The sequence below is a fragment of the Pseudoalteromonas sp. Z9A4 genome (assembly GCF_011378845.1).
GTDB classification, from domain to species: Bacteria; Pseudomonadota; Gammaproteobacteria; order Enterobacterales; family Alteromonadaceae; genus Pseudoalteromonas; species Pseudoalteromonas arctica.
Genome location: NZ_WTLA01000001.1, coordinates 239,386 through 252,964, shown reverse-complemented (window position 1 = coordinate 252,964; position 13,579 = coordinate 239,386). Strand labels below are relative to the sequence as shown.

12 protein-coding genes are annotated in these 13,579 nt (G+C 38.4%); 2 read left to right on the top strand and 10 right to left on the bottom strand.

Features of this window, described 5'->3' with window-relative positions:
• Positions 1–80 precede the first annotated feature (80 nt).
• The 7 genes from GQR54_RS01085 to thrS form a co-directional block, all read right to left on the bottom strand.
• Positions 81–539, bottom strand: a complete 459-nt coding sequence (locus GQR54_RS01085) for an Lrp/AsnC family transcriptional regulator (RefSeq protein ID WP_007375323.1) — start codon at positions 537–539, stop codon at positions 81–83.
• A 107-nt stretch (positions 540–646) separates the two neighbouring features.
• A complete protein-coding gene (locus GQR54_RS01080) occupies positions 647–1,288 on the bottom strand; it encodes an MBL fold metallo-hydrolase (protein WP_166376284.1) in 642 nt (213 codons plus the stop codon).
• Position 1,289: 1 nt separating this feature from the next.
• Positions 1,290–3,107 (bottom strand): M14 family metallopeptidase, encoded by a 1,818-nt coding sequence (locus GQR54_RS01075; RefSeq protein ID WP_166376283.1) that lies wholly within the window; start codon positions 3,105–3,107, stop codon positions 1,290–1,292.
• 486 nt (positions 3,108–3,593) lie between these two features.
• Positions 3,594–3,953, bottom strand: coding sequence for a 50S ribosomal protein L20 (gene rplT / locus GQR54_RS01070; RefSeq protein ID WP_002960711.1), 360 nt, complete (start codon positions 3,951–3,953; stop codon positions 3,594–3,596).
• 15 nt (positions 3,954–3,968) lie between these two features.
• Positions 3,969–4,169: a 50S ribosomal protein L35 gene (gene rpmI, locus GQR54_RS01065; protein WP_002960713.1), complete on the bottom strand. Its 201-nt coding sequence runs from the start codon at positions 4,167–4,169 to the stop codon at positions 3,969–3,971.
• Positions 4,170–4,381: 212 nt separating this feature from the next.
• On the bottom strand, positions 4,382–4,942 hold the full coding sequence (infC, locus tag GQR54_RS01060) for a translation initiation factor IF-3 (RefSeq protein ID WP_002960714.1): 561 nt from the start codon (positions 4,940–4,942) through the stop codon (positions 4,382–4,384).
• 59 nt (positions 4,943–5,001) lie between these two features.
• The gene (gene thrS, locus GQR54_RS01055) at positions 5,002–6,912 is read right to left on the bottom strand and encodes a threonine--tRNA ligase (RefSeq protein ID WP_007582683.1); all 1,911 of its coding nucleotides are present in this window, start codon (positions 6,910–6,912) and stop codon (positions 5,002–5,004) included.
• Between the two features lie 355 nt (positions 6,913–7,267).
• Here thrS and GQR54_RS01050 point away from each other — a divergent pair, with 355 nt between their 5' ends.
• Positions 7,268–7,714: a DUF3010 family protein gene (locus GQR54_RS01050; protein ID WP_007582681.1), complete on the top strand. Its 447-nt coding sequence runs from the start codon at positions 7,268–7,270 to the stop codon at positions 7,712–7,714.
• Positions 7,715–7,899: 185 nt separating this feature from the next.
• A complete protein-coding gene (locus GQR54_RS01045) occupies positions 7,900–9,666 on the top strand; it encodes an AMP-binding protein (protein ID WP_166376282.1) in 1,767 nt (588 codons plus the stop codon).
• Between the two features lie 67 nt (positions 9,667–9,733).
• Here GQR54_RS01045 and hflX read toward each other — a convergent pair whose 3' ends face one another.
• The 3 genes from hflX to GQR54_RS01030 all read right to left on the bottom strand — a co-directional run bounded on the left by hflX (position 9,734) and on the right by GQR54_RS01030 (position 13,481).
• Complete coding sequence (gene hflX / locus GQR54_RS01040; protein WP_024592374.1) at positions 9,734–11,083, bottom strand: GTPase HflX; 1,350 nt, start codon at positions 11,081–11,083, stop codon at positions 9,734–9,736.
• 198 nt (positions 11,084–11,281) lie between these two features.
• A complete protein-coding gene (gene gdhA / locus GQR54_RS01035; protein ID WP_165741898.1) occupies positions 11,282–12,634 on the bottom strand; it encodes an NADP-specific glutamate dehydrogenase in 1,353 nt (450 codons plus the stop codon).
• Positions 12,635–13,007: 373 nt separating this feature from the next.
• Complete coding sequence (locus tag GQR54_RS01030; protein ID WP_002960721.1) at positions 13,008–13,481, bottom strand: DUF1456 family protein; 474 nt, start codon at positions 13,479–13,481, stop codon at positions 13,008–13,010.
• Between the last annotated feature and the right edge of the window lie 98 nt (positions 13,482–13,579).

The window sequence follows — 13,579 nt, the reverse complement described above, 5'->3', positions numbered from 1 at the left end:
CCAAATTAGCGCTCAGTTAACAATTGTCATTATGTGGTTAAACTAAACTAAAAGAGGTTTAGCTTTTAAAAGAAGTGCTTTTATAAAGGGAGGGAAGTACTACGTTTTACACATGTCATTGTTACATTAGAATGTACTTCTTGTACATATTCTAAGCTTAGTAAATTATCGCGTACAAAGTGCTCATAACCTTCTATGCCTTGTGAAATTATGCGTAGCATAAAGTCCATTGTTCCGGCCATGGTGTAACACTCTGTTACTTGATCATAACTCATTATAAGTTTTTCAAATTCAGCAAGGTTCTTTTTACCGTGATTTGATAAGCGCACATGTGCATATACAAGCATATCAAAGCCAAGTTTTTTCTCATCTAAAAGAGCCACTTTGCTTTTTATATAACCATCTTGCTCTAGCTTGGCAATTCGACGCCAGCATGGAGACTGAGACAAGCCTACTTTATCAGCAATTTCTGCGGTTGATAAACTAGCATCTTGTTGTAAAAGTGCCAATATTTGGCGATCTACGTGATTTAGAGACATTTTATTTCTTATTTATCAAATAAACTGGTTAAATTATACAACTATTTTAAAACTCAGTCTGCTTATTTTTAATTTTTATGCAGTTTGCCAAACTTCAAATAAGTAACTTAACCAAACTTACCACTCACAAAAGGGTTTGTTTGTTTTTCAAATCCAACCGTAGTGTCGCTCCCATGCCCTGCCAATATTTTAGTATTATCAGGTAAGGTTAGAATATGCGTCTTAATCGATTCTATAAGTTGTTCGCTGTTCCCCTTAGGGAAATCAGTTCGCCCTACTGAGCCTTTAAAAATAACATCACCTACAATAACGCATTCATTCTCTTGTTGATAAAACACAATATGACCAGGTGTATGCCCTGGGCAATGCTTCACTAAAAAGCTAAGTTTACCTACGCTCACGGTATCGTTATGGTTTAGCCAAATATCCGGATAAAAAGGCTCAATGGGTTTAAACCCGAACATTTGTGCTTGCATAGGTAAGTTTTCAAACCAGAAGTACTCATCTTTTTGTGGGCCAATAATTTGTACGTTAAATTGATTACGTAAAATATCAGCCCCACCCACATGATCTAAATGCCCGTGCGTTAACCAAATAGCACTTAATTCTAGTTTATGCTCATTAAGGGCTGCTACTATTTTATCAGGGTCGCCACCTGGGTCTATGACTACGGCTTGTTTAGTTTCACTACACCAAATAATACGACTATTTTGTGCAAATGCAGTGACGGGTATGGTTATAATTTGCATATTAGATTTCTTTACTTTTTTGATCCGGGATAACAACTTCTTCTTCAAATGACATCAATATTGGGTACTTTAAGTACGCTTGATCATAAAATGGACTTTGCTCATATAACCAGTTTAATCTCGCATCAGCGTCGCTTTCGAAAGATTTATCTTTAAGCTTTTCATCAAACTTAAGCGCTAGCTTTGGATTGTCCTTTAGCATTTGGCGTGCAAACGGAATTAGTGCATAGTTTTCCATGTACTCAGTACGCTGAAAAATAGTATTAAATTCCCCCCATGCAAAAAACGAATCTGGTGCTTCAGGGTGCAATAAATGCACAGCAAGCTCACCTGCTTTTTGTTGAGTATTGACTTGATACCAACCATCTAAATCTACATTTATAGCAGGGACATAATCAAAACTTGCTGACACTCTAAAACGGCCTTCAAATGGTGCTTTATCAAACGTGTAGTCTGCCACCTTTGCTACTTTTAAAGGCTGTGTGTTTGCCCCTTCAAGCTTATTAATAGAGACACCATGTAACTTTAGTTTCTTAATAATATTGCGATATACAGGCGGAATAAAAAAAGCTTTAGGTACTTCAACTGTATGTTGTACATCTTTTTGCCAATAAATAGGTAAGTCGGTATATGTATGTGCTTTACCCAAATACTTCACTTCATTTTGGCCTGAGAGCGCATTCATGCTTGATGAATACTCAATACCTTTAAACTGCGCAATCGTATCAGCTTGCTTGGAATAGCCACGCTTTACTATTAACTGTTTAGGAACAAATTCCTGTTCTTTTTTTACTGCATTAGCTAATTCATGACTGTGCTTTGATAGCGCAGTAATAGCACCATCTAAAAATACGTAAGTTCCTAATACACGTTGCTTGTAAGGCTTCAATGAATGATTTTCAACTAAAATAGTCGGTAATGACTTTAAATCACCCCAACCATTTGAAAAGCGCGGCGTAGCAACCCATCCCGCTAATCCTTTTTTAAAGTCGCGCTTGTCCATAACAAAAACAAGTGGCCCTGGCATGTGCCCTTGCTTAGCTAGCGTATCGTCAATCAGAGGTTTAAAAAACTGGTTTAGTGCATCAGATACCGCAGGCGACTCGCTTGAAAATACCGGATTGTAGCCATAAGTCACATCGTATTGGTAATCTGCGCCGTCGGTTACGTGTACATCAATGTATAAATTTGGGTTGTAGTCGTTAATAACCTTTAGAACACTTCTAACTTCTGGGGTATCTAATTTAGTAAAATCACGATTTAAATTAAGGTTATTAGCATTTGTTCTAAAGCCCATTTTTGTAGGGCCCCGTTGATTGATGCGATTGAATGCACTGCTACGTTCGTGTCCATCTACATTTAAAATAGGAATAAATAATATGTTTACCTTTTTTAAAATGTCACGGCGCTTACCAGTCGCTATATCTCTGAGTAACATAAACATGGCATCTTTACCGTCTATTTCACCAGAATGTATTCCTGCCTGGATAAAAATAGTTGGCTTAGTGCTATTAGCCATTTGCCTTGCTTCAAAAAAACCTTGTTCACTGGCAATCAACATTTTTATTGCACGCTTGCTATTACTATAGCCAATGGTTTGAGATTGAAACTGAGTAGGGTTTGCAGCAACTAACCTATCTACAAATGCCATTGTATTTGCATAATCGGGCGACGCTTCCCCTTCTGACAACTCAAAATCAGTAGTTAACGGCCCTTGTTTTTGTAAAAGCTCTACGCTTTTCCCCTGCCACTCAATTAATGGAGGTAAGTGTGCGTCATACGCCACACTTGCAGATAAAACTAGTAAACTTGCAAACATAAAATTCTCTAACAAACGCCTTAATTATATAAATTATATCAACTAAATTTTTTATAATGAGGAAACTGCGGTGATTCAACAAAAAAATGCAGCCAACTACATGTCACTCATTCACACCTGTATTTTAAGGCTATATAACATTATTAATGTACAGTAATTCATTACATTACTATTTATACCAACTCGTAAAAATACTTAATCAATTTAAAGGATTACATCTGACGCTAACAGCGTCAAAAATGTCTGATATACGTCTGCATGGATCCAGGAGAGTGAGTAATGATGGAGCAATTTAAATAACAACTAAATAGTGAATTTCGCCCTGCTCTAACGTATCTTTTTATCGATAAATAGAGCTTATATAAGCAAATAGATATTAATTTGAGAAAACTAATTTAGCTCAGCTATATAAAAAGTGTAAGTTATTAAATTACAGGCACAAAAAAAGGAGCCATAGGCTCCTTTTTAATACTTATATGAAAAAGCTTAAGCGGCTAGGCCTTCTTTTGCTTTTTCTACAAGCGCTGCGAATGCAACTTGATCATAAACAGCGATATCTGCAAGGATCTTACGATCGATTTCTACAGATGTCTTTTTAAGACCATTGATAAAACGGCTGTAAGACAGACCATTTTGACGTGAAGCAGCATTGATACGTGCAATCCATAATTGACGGAAAGTACGTTTCTTCGCACGACGGTCACGGTAAGCGTATTGACCCGCTTTAGTAACAGCCTGGAAAGCTACGCGGTAAACACGTGAACGTGCTCCGTAGTAACCTTTTGCTTGTTTTAAAACTTTTTTGTGACGTGCACGTGCGACAACGCCGCGTTTAACTCTTGCCATTTCTAAAAACCCCTATTAAGCGAACGGTAACATACGTGAAACTAGACCATGGTCATTTTTATGAACCATCATCTTAGGACGTAGGTGTAACTTACGCTTAGAAGTTTTCTTAGTCAGAATATGACGAAGATGCGCTTGTTTACGCTTGAAACCGCCAGAAGCAGTCTTTTTGAAACGCTTAGCAGCGCCACTGTGACTTTTTAGCTTATAAGCCATTGCAATAACTCCAAATTGTATTGCTTTTAAATTAGTAAGCAGGCGTGAGATATATTTCTATAGCTCCACTTTTAGGCCTAACTTACTGCCATGTTCCGGTGAAGACCCAGCATAAATGCCGCAATCTTACTTTAATACCGGTTAACTCAGGTGAATATTCGCATATTACTTGCAGACCTGAGCTAATTTCGGTGCGTATTATCGCTTAAAAATTATTTTTTAGCAACAGGCGCCATCATCATAACCATTTGGCGACCTTCAACACGATTTGGGAAAGACTCAACTACTGCAAGTTCTTCTAAATCGGCTTTGATACGGTTTAATAATTCTATACCAATTTCTTGGTGAGCCATTTCACGACCACGGAAGCGGATAGTAATCTTAGCTTTATCGCCAGCTTCTAAGAACTTACGTAAGTTGCGAAGCTTAACCTGATAATCACCTTCATCCGTACCAGGACGGAATTTGATTTCTTTTATCTGGATTTGCTTTTGCTTCTTCTTCTGCTCTTTTAGTTCTTTGCTTTTTTCAAAGATGAACTTACCGTAATCCATGATTCTACAAACAGGCGGCTCAGCGTTTGGACTGATCTCAACAAGATCAACACCCGCTGCATCGGCCATAGTTTGCGCGTCTTGTAATGACTGAATTCCAGCTTGTTCGCCTTCAATGTCAATTAAACGAACTTCTTGCGCTGTAATTTCTTCGTTAATACGATTTTTTTGAGCTGTTTGTTGCCCTTTCTTGCCGCCTCTAATAGTACGTTCCTCCAAGAATATCAATAATATAAGCGTGTAATTGGCTGTTTGTTAATGCCTTACACGCTCGATTTTTACTGTCGATTTTTAATTTCTTCGCTAATTTTAGCTACAAAATCATCGACATTAAATTTGCCTAGGTCTTCACCTGTGCGAGTACGCACTGCTACTTCTTGTTGTTCAACTTCTTTATCGCCAACAACAAGCAAGTATGGAATACGCTTCAGTGTATGCTCACGGATTTTAAAGCCAATCTTCTCATTTCTCAAGTCAGCAGCGGCTCTAATTCCAAGTTTATTTAATTTTTGTACAACTTCTTTAACATAAGGAGCCTGTTTATCGGTAATATTCATAATTACCACTTGCTTTGGCGCAAGCCACGTCGGGAATAAACCAGCGTACTCTTCAGTTAAAATGCCAATAAAGCGTTCAATAGAACCTAAAATAGCACGATGTATCATTACAGGTGTACGACGTTCGTTATTTTCTGCTACATAAGTAGCGCCTAAACGACCCGGTAATGCAAAGTCTAATTGCACTGTACCACACTGCCACGCTCTGTCTAAACAATCGTATAAAGTAAATTCAATCTTTGGACCATAAAACGCGCCTTCACCCGGAAGATAATCAAATTCAATATCGTTTAGCTTAAGTGCTTCGGCTAAAGCAAGCTCTGCTTTATCCCACATATGGTCTTCACCAATGCGTTGTTCTGGGCGAGTAGATAGCTTAACTACAATCTTCTCAAATCCGAATGTTTCATATGTATCATAAACCATCTTAATACACGCTGAAACTTCGTCCATTATCTGCTCTTCGGTACAGAAAATGTGAGCATCATCTTGTGTAAAGCCACGTACACGCATTAAACCGTGTAGTGCACCTGATGGTTCATTACGATGACAACAACCAAATTCAGCCATACGAAGTGGTAAATCACGGTACGATTTTAAACCCTGGTTAAAGATCTGCACATGTCCTGGGCAGTTCATTGGTTTAATCGCGTATTCACGCTTTTCAGACTCAGTGGTAAACATTGCTTCTGAATATTTTTCCCAGTGACCTGATTTTTCCCAAAGTGAACGGTCCATCATCATTGGACCTTTTACTTCTTCGTACTCATATTCGCGTAACTTTTCACGTACAAATTCTTCAAGCTCGCGGTAAATGCTCCAACCATCGTTGTGCCAAAATACCATGCCTGGCGCTTCTTCTTGCCAATGCCATAAATCAAGCGCTTTACCAATACGGCGGTGATCGCGTTTTTCAGCTTCTTCAAGGCGTTTTAAATACGCTTTAAGTTGCTTTTTATCGCCCCACGCTGTGCCGTAAATGCGTTGTAGCATTTTGTTTTCTGAATCACCACGCCAATATGCACCCGCAACTTTCATTATTTTGAAGTTTTGGCAAAATTTCATGTTAGGAACGTGAGGTCCACGACACATGTCTACATATTCTTCGTGATGATATAACCCTGGGCGGTCATCTTTAGCGATGTTTTCGTCCAGAATTTCTATTTTGTATGTTTCGCCACGCGCTTCAAATGTATCGCGTGCTTCTTGCCAGCTTACTGTTTTTTTCACTACGTCGTAGTTGGTTTTTGCAAGTTGCAACATACGCTTTTCAATTGCTTCAAGATCATCTTGTGATAATGAATGTTCCATATCGATATCGTAGTAAAAACCGTTATCAATGGTAGGACCTATTGCCATTTTTGCGTCTGGGAAAAGTTGCTTAACTGCATGACCAATTAAGTGAGCACAAGAGTGACGAATGATTTCAAGGCCGTCATCGTCTTTAGCGGTAATGATCTCAAGACGAGAGTCTTCACTAATTAAATCACATGCATCAACACGGTCGCCATTAACACGACCCGCAATGGTCGCTTTAGCTAAACCAGGGCCAATATCGTTTGCAACATCAAGCGTGCTTACAGGGTTTTCAAAACTACGTTGACTTCCGTCTGGAAGAGTAATAACTGGCATTATAAATCCTTGCTACAGTGGTGACACCTACAATGTATCACGTGTATTTTTAATAAATTAAATGAGAATGACTCGACAACGCTTTTACGAATAAGCATTGACTAACAAATGTAGATGCAGAGTCTATTCAACTACAAAGATATATTGTCGCGTGCTGCGCATTTAATTACAAGTTTTAAGGGGTGAAATCCACCCGTTTTGAGCACAAAATGTAACTTTTAGAGCAAAAAAAATAATTTCATTAAAATATAAAAGCATCAACGCACTAATTACGCACCTACAACTATACCTACACTCGCATTTTAATGTGTGTTGCGTATAATACTGCGTAATTAAGTTATTTTAGAGAATAGACATGAGAACATGTGGTGTAGAAATTACCGGTAGTGATGTACTACTTTGTATTTTAAGTAAAGATAATGACGTATTTGATATTCGCGATGTGCGCCAAACACGCTTTACCTTAGGTAACGGTAACGACACTGAAGTAATGCGTAAATTTCAATTCGATTTTGCAAAACTAATGCAAGATTACCAAATTGATTCTGTTGCAATCCGTGAGCGTCAGCCTAAAGGTAAATTTGCTGGCAGCGCAAAAGGATTCAAAATGGAAACTGCGATTCAATTAATCGACAATTTAGATGTACGTTTATTTACCACAACTGAAATTAAAGAACAGGTAAAGCGTAATCCTATTCCTATTGATTTTGAAGAAACAGGCCTTAAAAAGTACCAAGAAAATGCATTTGTAAACGCTTACGTTTACATAATGAAAAAAACATACCGCAGCGACGAAATGTAAAGTTATTGCTCGTTTAAAAACGCGTACTTACAGTGTAAGACGCGTTTTTTTGTATCTAAAAAACATAATTAGATTTTATTAATCTAATTATACATTAGTCTAACTGCACTTCTCTTTGTCGACAATATGTGTTTATTTTAACTTTGTAGTTTACATAACTCACACACATTTTCATGGAGAGAGCAATGCACACACACACTATTGCGGTAAAAGAAGTAGAACAAATAAATCACTTACCGTTATCGCAAAGCTATTTTAAAGGTATACAAAGCACACCTTTAACAAATTCGACTATCGGGGAGTACTTTGACTTTATTGTCGACAAAAATCCAGAGGCGTTAGCTGTTGTAGTTCATCACCAGGGTATTCGCTTAACGTATAAAGAATTTCAAAAAGAAGTTAATCAACTTGCTATGGGGTTGCTGGCACTTGGCGTGAAACCAGGCGAGCGTGTTGGTATTTGGTCTCCTAATAATATTGAGTGGTGCTTAACCCAATTTGCAACGGCAAAAATTGGCGCAATAATGGTTTGCATCAACCCTGCATATCGCCCTAACGAATTACAATATGCCTTAAATAGTGTTGAATGCTCTACTCTAATCACAGCATCAAACTTTAAAGGCAGTGATTATTTAGAAATGCTCAATGGTTTGGCTCCAGAACTTGCAACTTGCGATAAAGACACACTTAATTTAAAAGCACTGCCCACTCTTAAAAATATAATCCGCATTGGCGATGAAGCATCTCCTGGTATGTACTCTTTTAATGATGTTATTAACTTGCCAACATCGGCACATGAGCTTGAATTAAAAGCAATAGGTGCAAACTTAAATGCTGAGCAAGACATCAATATACAATTTACATCAGGCACAACAGGCAACCCAAAAGGCGCAACGCTCACTCATAAAAATATTTTAAATAATGCGCTATTCGTCGCCGAATCTATGCACTTTACGAGCGATGACAAGTTATGTATCCCTATCCCGTTATATCATTGCTTTGCAATGGTATTGGGTAGTTTATTGTGTGTTAGTAAAGGTGCAGCAGCCATTTATCCAGGCGATTCGTTTGATGCAAAAACCACACTAGATGTAGTTCAACAAGAAGGATGTACAGCGCTGCACGGTGTACCTACCATGTTTATTAGTGAGCTTGAGCTAAGTAATTTTAACGATTATGACTTAAGTACTTTACGCACGGGTGTAATGGCAGGCTCTACATGCCCAGAGCAAGTAATGCGCAAAGTACAAACACAAATGAACATGCATCAAGTACTGATTGCTTACGGGCAAACTGAGTGCAGCCCCATAAACAACATTACCGAAACAGACTCTTCAATAGAGCGGCAAGTAACGACGGTTGGCCGCGCACTTGCCCATACCGAGGTTAAAATTATTGACGAGTTGGGTAACATTCAACAAATTGGTCAACCTGGCGAAGTGTGTAGTAAAGGTGCAGGTATAATGCGCTGCTATTGGAATGACGATGCTAAAACAAAAGCCACAATAGATGACAACGGTTGGCTACACTCTGGCGATTTAGGTGTCATGGATACAGAAGGGTTTGTCACTATTGTTGGCCGTATTAAAGATATGATTATTCGTGGCGGCGAAAACATTTACCCGCGCGAAATAGAAGAAGTGCTTTACACCTACCCGGGCATTCAAGATGCTGCCATATTTGGTATAACAGATGAAAGGTATGGCGAGGAAGTGTGCGCTTGGATCCAACCAAAAGAAGACGCGGTGCTTGATGAGCAAGCAATTCGTGAGTTTTTAAAAGACAAACTAGCCTATTTTAAAATGCCACGACATATCCGTTTTGTAGAAAACTATCCAATGACAGTAACAGGTAAACTGCAAAAATTTAAAATGCGTGAGCAAATGCAAGAAGAGCTAAGCGACAAAGCCTTCTCCAAATTTTTCTCTACAAAAAATCTGAACTCTGAATAATAAATCTACCTCAAGTAACGATTAAAAAGCACAGCCAATTGGCTGTGCTTTTTGTATACTAAATTTATTATAAATCTAACATTCTCTTTTTTAAACGTTCTAAATCAATCGCACTCGAGCGCACTGTTAATTTAATGTGGCTGTATTCATATTCTTCTTTAACAACACTCATACTCGATCGGATTTCGCCCACGATACCTTTGGCTGTGTACGGTATAACAATCTCTTCTTCAATCATGTCCTCTTGAGCAATGCCAATAATGTATTTGTGCAATTTACTAATATCATCTGGATTACGCGTAGAGGTCATCATCGCATCAGGAAATTCATCCATTAGCGACTGCTGCTGCTCAGTACTTAATTGGTCTGACTTATTCAGTACTAATAATTTTTTGCTGCCTTCCACCCCAACTTCTGCCAGTACTTTATGTACTACTTCAAGTTGTGAGCGAAAAGAAGGATCTGAAGCATCTACAACATACAACAATAACGACGCATCATGTGCCTCAGCGAGCGTTGAATGAAATGAAGCAACCAAATCATGAGGTAATTTTTTAATAAAACCAACCGTATCTGAAACCAATATACGAGGCTGGGTAATCGGATACAGCGCGCGAACAGTGGTATCTAGCGTTGCAAAGAGTTTATTTTCGCCTTCTACATCACTACCTGTAATTGCGCGCATCATTGATGACTTGCCCGCATTGGTATAACCAATTAAAGCCACTGAGAATAGCTCAGAGCGCTGCGTACGTCTGTCCATCATTACATCTTGAACACTAACAAGTTCGCGCTTTAATTCTGCTAACTGATCGCGCACCTTACGGCGATTTAGCTCAAGTGTGGTTTCACCCGCACCTTTACCCATTTGGCGTTCTTTATCACCTGTTGATGTTTCACGCAGTCGTGGCGCTACATAATTAAGGCGAGCAATTTCAACTTGTAATTTTGCAGTTTTAGTACGCGCATGACGGCTAAATATTTCAATGATAATACCGGTGCGATCAAATACTTCTACACCAAGCTGGTTCTCAACATTACGCAGTTGAGAAGGCGTTAAATCACAGTCAAATACCACTACATCAGCACATGCAAAATCAAGTTCGTCTGATGGAATTTCTGAGGATATTTCGGTTAAAGGGTCTTCATCAAGTAAATCATCTTCTTGCTCGTTTTCAACCATCCCTTTATTGCCGGTAAGGTGTGCTATTTCAGCTAGTTTTCCTGAGCCCAGTACATTAACTTTTTGGGTAGAACTTTGCTTTTGCGATTGTGTACCTACTACTTTAAAGCCTAACGTAGTTACCAAACGAGCAAGCTCTGCAAGCGATTCTGTTGCTTCGTCACCTTTAAATTGTGGTGTACTAATAGAAATAAGTAACGCATTAGGAAGTGATGGTTTTGCAGTTAGTTGCATAATTTTTTGTCTTAATGCACCTAAAGTGCAAACCTAATTTTCATTCGAAAGTAACTTGATCCTACGCTGTTATAGCCCAGCTTTATAGGGTTATAGTTCACTAATGGCGTTAATATTTAAAACTAACCATAATATACTCAATTTTATGGCTAGTTTTAAAATCACATTATATTAAAGCCTTATTGTTCAGCTTTAATATTAAACGACACCCTGCTCAATCATTGCATCTGCAACGCGCCTAAAGCCTGCAATGTTAGCGCCTAATAAAAGGTTTCCAGGCTCACCAAATTCTGTAGCGGTGTCGTTAGCGGTAACAAATATATTTTTCATAATTTGTTTTAGCTTTTCATCAACTTCTTCAAAGGTCCAACTTTGCATGCTCGCATTTTGCGCCATTTCTAATTGGCTTGTTGCAACGCCGCCAGCATTGGCGGCCTTACCTGGCCCATACGCAATTTTTGCAGCAATAAAGCAATCAATAGCCTCTTTTGTTGAAGGCATGTTTGCGCCTTCACTTACTAATAAACAACCGCCGGATAATAATGCGTTAGCGTCTGCCTGTGTTAATTCATTTTGTGTGGCGCACGGAAAAGCAGCGGCAGCATTAAAGCGCCAAACAGCGTGCCCATCTTTAGGGTAGTCAATTGCAGAAATATAAATAGCATCGGGGTGAGTTTTTTTATATACGCTCAAGCAATCACGCGATTGCTCTTTCAAACATTTAATAAGATTTAAATCTATACCCGATTCATGATACACAGTGCCACGAGAGTCGCTGCAACTTACTGGTGTTGCCCCCATTTGATAAAGCTTTTCCATAGCATAAATAGCAACATTACCTGCGCCCGAGACCAAGCAGCGCTTACCTTGTAGGCTATCGCCGCGCGCTTGCAGCATGTAGTCAGCAAAATAAACAGCGCCGTATCCAGTGGCTTCTTTTCGTACAAGCGATCCACCCCACAATAAGCTTTTACCTGTTAAAACACCTTCATAGCGCCCAGTCAAACGCTTATATTGACCAAACAAGTAACCTATTTCTCTTGCCCCTACTCCAATGTCTCCAGCGGGTACGTCGGTTGTAGGACCAATATGGCGATAGAGCTCGCTCATAAATGATTGGCAAAAACGCATTATTTCAGCATCTGAGCGCCCTTTGGGATCAAAGTTTGCCCCGCCTTTACCACCACCGATCGGTAAACCTGTTAAAGCATTTTTAAATATTTGCTCAAACCCTAAAAACTTAATTATGCTGGCATTCACACTTGGGTGAAAACGTAAGCCACCTTTATAGGGGCCAAGTGCAGAGTTAAACTCAATTCTGTAGCCTTTATTTACCTGAATATTGCCTTCGTCATCAACCCAGGGAACTCTAAACATAATTTGGCGTTCGGGCTCAACTAAGCGTTGTATAATGGCATTTTTTTTGTATTTTTCTGAGTTTTCTAAGATAGGTTCGAGTGATTCAAGTACTTCTTCAACAGCTTGATAAAACTCGCATTGTGCAGGACTACTATTTTTTAATTGTGCGATTGTGCTATGGATATAATTCATAATTATTCTTCCGTGTTAATAATAAAAGTATTTATCAGATGTTAAAGTAAACGTGATCAAGTTTATGATTCATGCTTTAATGTCTTAATTTAATATAATTAACTATTACCTTAGCATGAAAAATTGAGATGTTTAACGCGAGCTACGTGAATTATTTTTGATTGGAAGTTTGATTTTTATTTATTAAAGATGAATTTAAATTCACAAATTTAAAAACGGAACAGTGCCAAGTGAGTTTTTATATTTTCAAAAGGGAATTTTAGAAGTATTAGGTTAGGTGTGGGTTTGTTTAAAAATATAACAATTAATGGGTTTTATACTGCATTGCGCTCGCAAAAAACCCACTAACTAAAAACTAATTAGCTAAAACCAGTTACTCAGCAGACTCTTCTGGACGGTGCTGCTTTTGTACGCCAGTTAAAAACAAACGTAATATTTGATCGTTACAAACACGGTAATGTTTGTTATCTACTTTTCGAGAAAATGCGCTTAACTCATGTTTACTTAAATCAAAATCAACAAGTGCAAGTGTTGCTATAACATCTTCTGCTTTCATATTTAAAGCAATACGTAGCTTCATGAAAATAATATTATTATTTAGCTTCTTCTCAGGCTCTGGTTGCTCACCTTCGCGTTTGCCACGTTGGGTATTAATAAACCCATTTAAAAAGCTAGCAAACTCAGTATCACTTATTGGGGTAAAAGCCTCTTCACCTTCTTTAGTTAACCATGCAATTACTTGCTCTTTGGTGACCGTATGCTCTGCTGATGCAAAAACATTGACCATAGCAGTATCAGTTAAGTTAAAAGTGTAGCGAATGCGGCGTAAAATATCGTTATTAGTCAAAGTAAATCCCAAAGTGAGGTATAGCAACCAAGCAGTTATTGCTTAATTTTAAATAAGCACCTAGTTTAACAGGTTTACTAATACCACCCTATTAATTT

Coding starts and splice junctions, on each gene's coding strand:
- GQR54_RS01085 (WP_007375323.1), bottom strand. CDS start 539: ATGTCTCTAAATCACGTAGATCGCCAAATATTGGCACTTTTACAACAA.
- GQR54_RS01080 (WP_166376284.1), bottom strand. CDS start 1,288: ATGCAAATTATAACCATACCCGTCACTGCATTTGCACAAAATAGTCGT.
- GQR54_RS01075 (WP_166376283.1), bottom strand. CDS start 3,107: ATGTTTGCAAGTTTACTAGTTTTATCTGCAAGTGTGGCGTATGACGCA.
- rplT (WP_002960711.1), bottom strand. CDS start 3,953: ATGGCAAGAGTTAAACGCGGCGTTGTCGCACGTGCACGTCACAAAAAA.
- rpmI (WP_002960713.1), bottom strand. CDS start 4,169: ATGGCTTATAAGCTAAAAAGTCACAGTGGCGCTGCTAAGCGTTTCAAA.
- thrS (WP_007582683.1), bottom strand. CDS start 6,912: ATGCCAGTTATTACTCTTCCAGACGGAAGTCAACGTAGTTTTGAAAAC.
- GQR54_RS01050 (WP_007582681.1), top strand. CDS start 7,268: ATGAGAACATGTGGTGTAGAAATTACCGGTAGTGATGTACTACTTTGT.
- GQR54_RS01045 (WP_166376282.1), top strand. CDS start 7,900: ATGCACACACACACTATTGCGGTAAAAGAAGTAGAACAAATAAATCAC.
- hflX (WP_024592374.1), bottom strand. CDS start 11,083: ATGCAACTAACTGCAAAACCATCACTTCCTAATGCGTTACTTATTTCT.
- gdhA (WP_165741898.1), bottom strand. CDS start 12,634: ATGAATTATATCCATAGCACAATCGCACAATTAAAAAATAGTAGTCCT.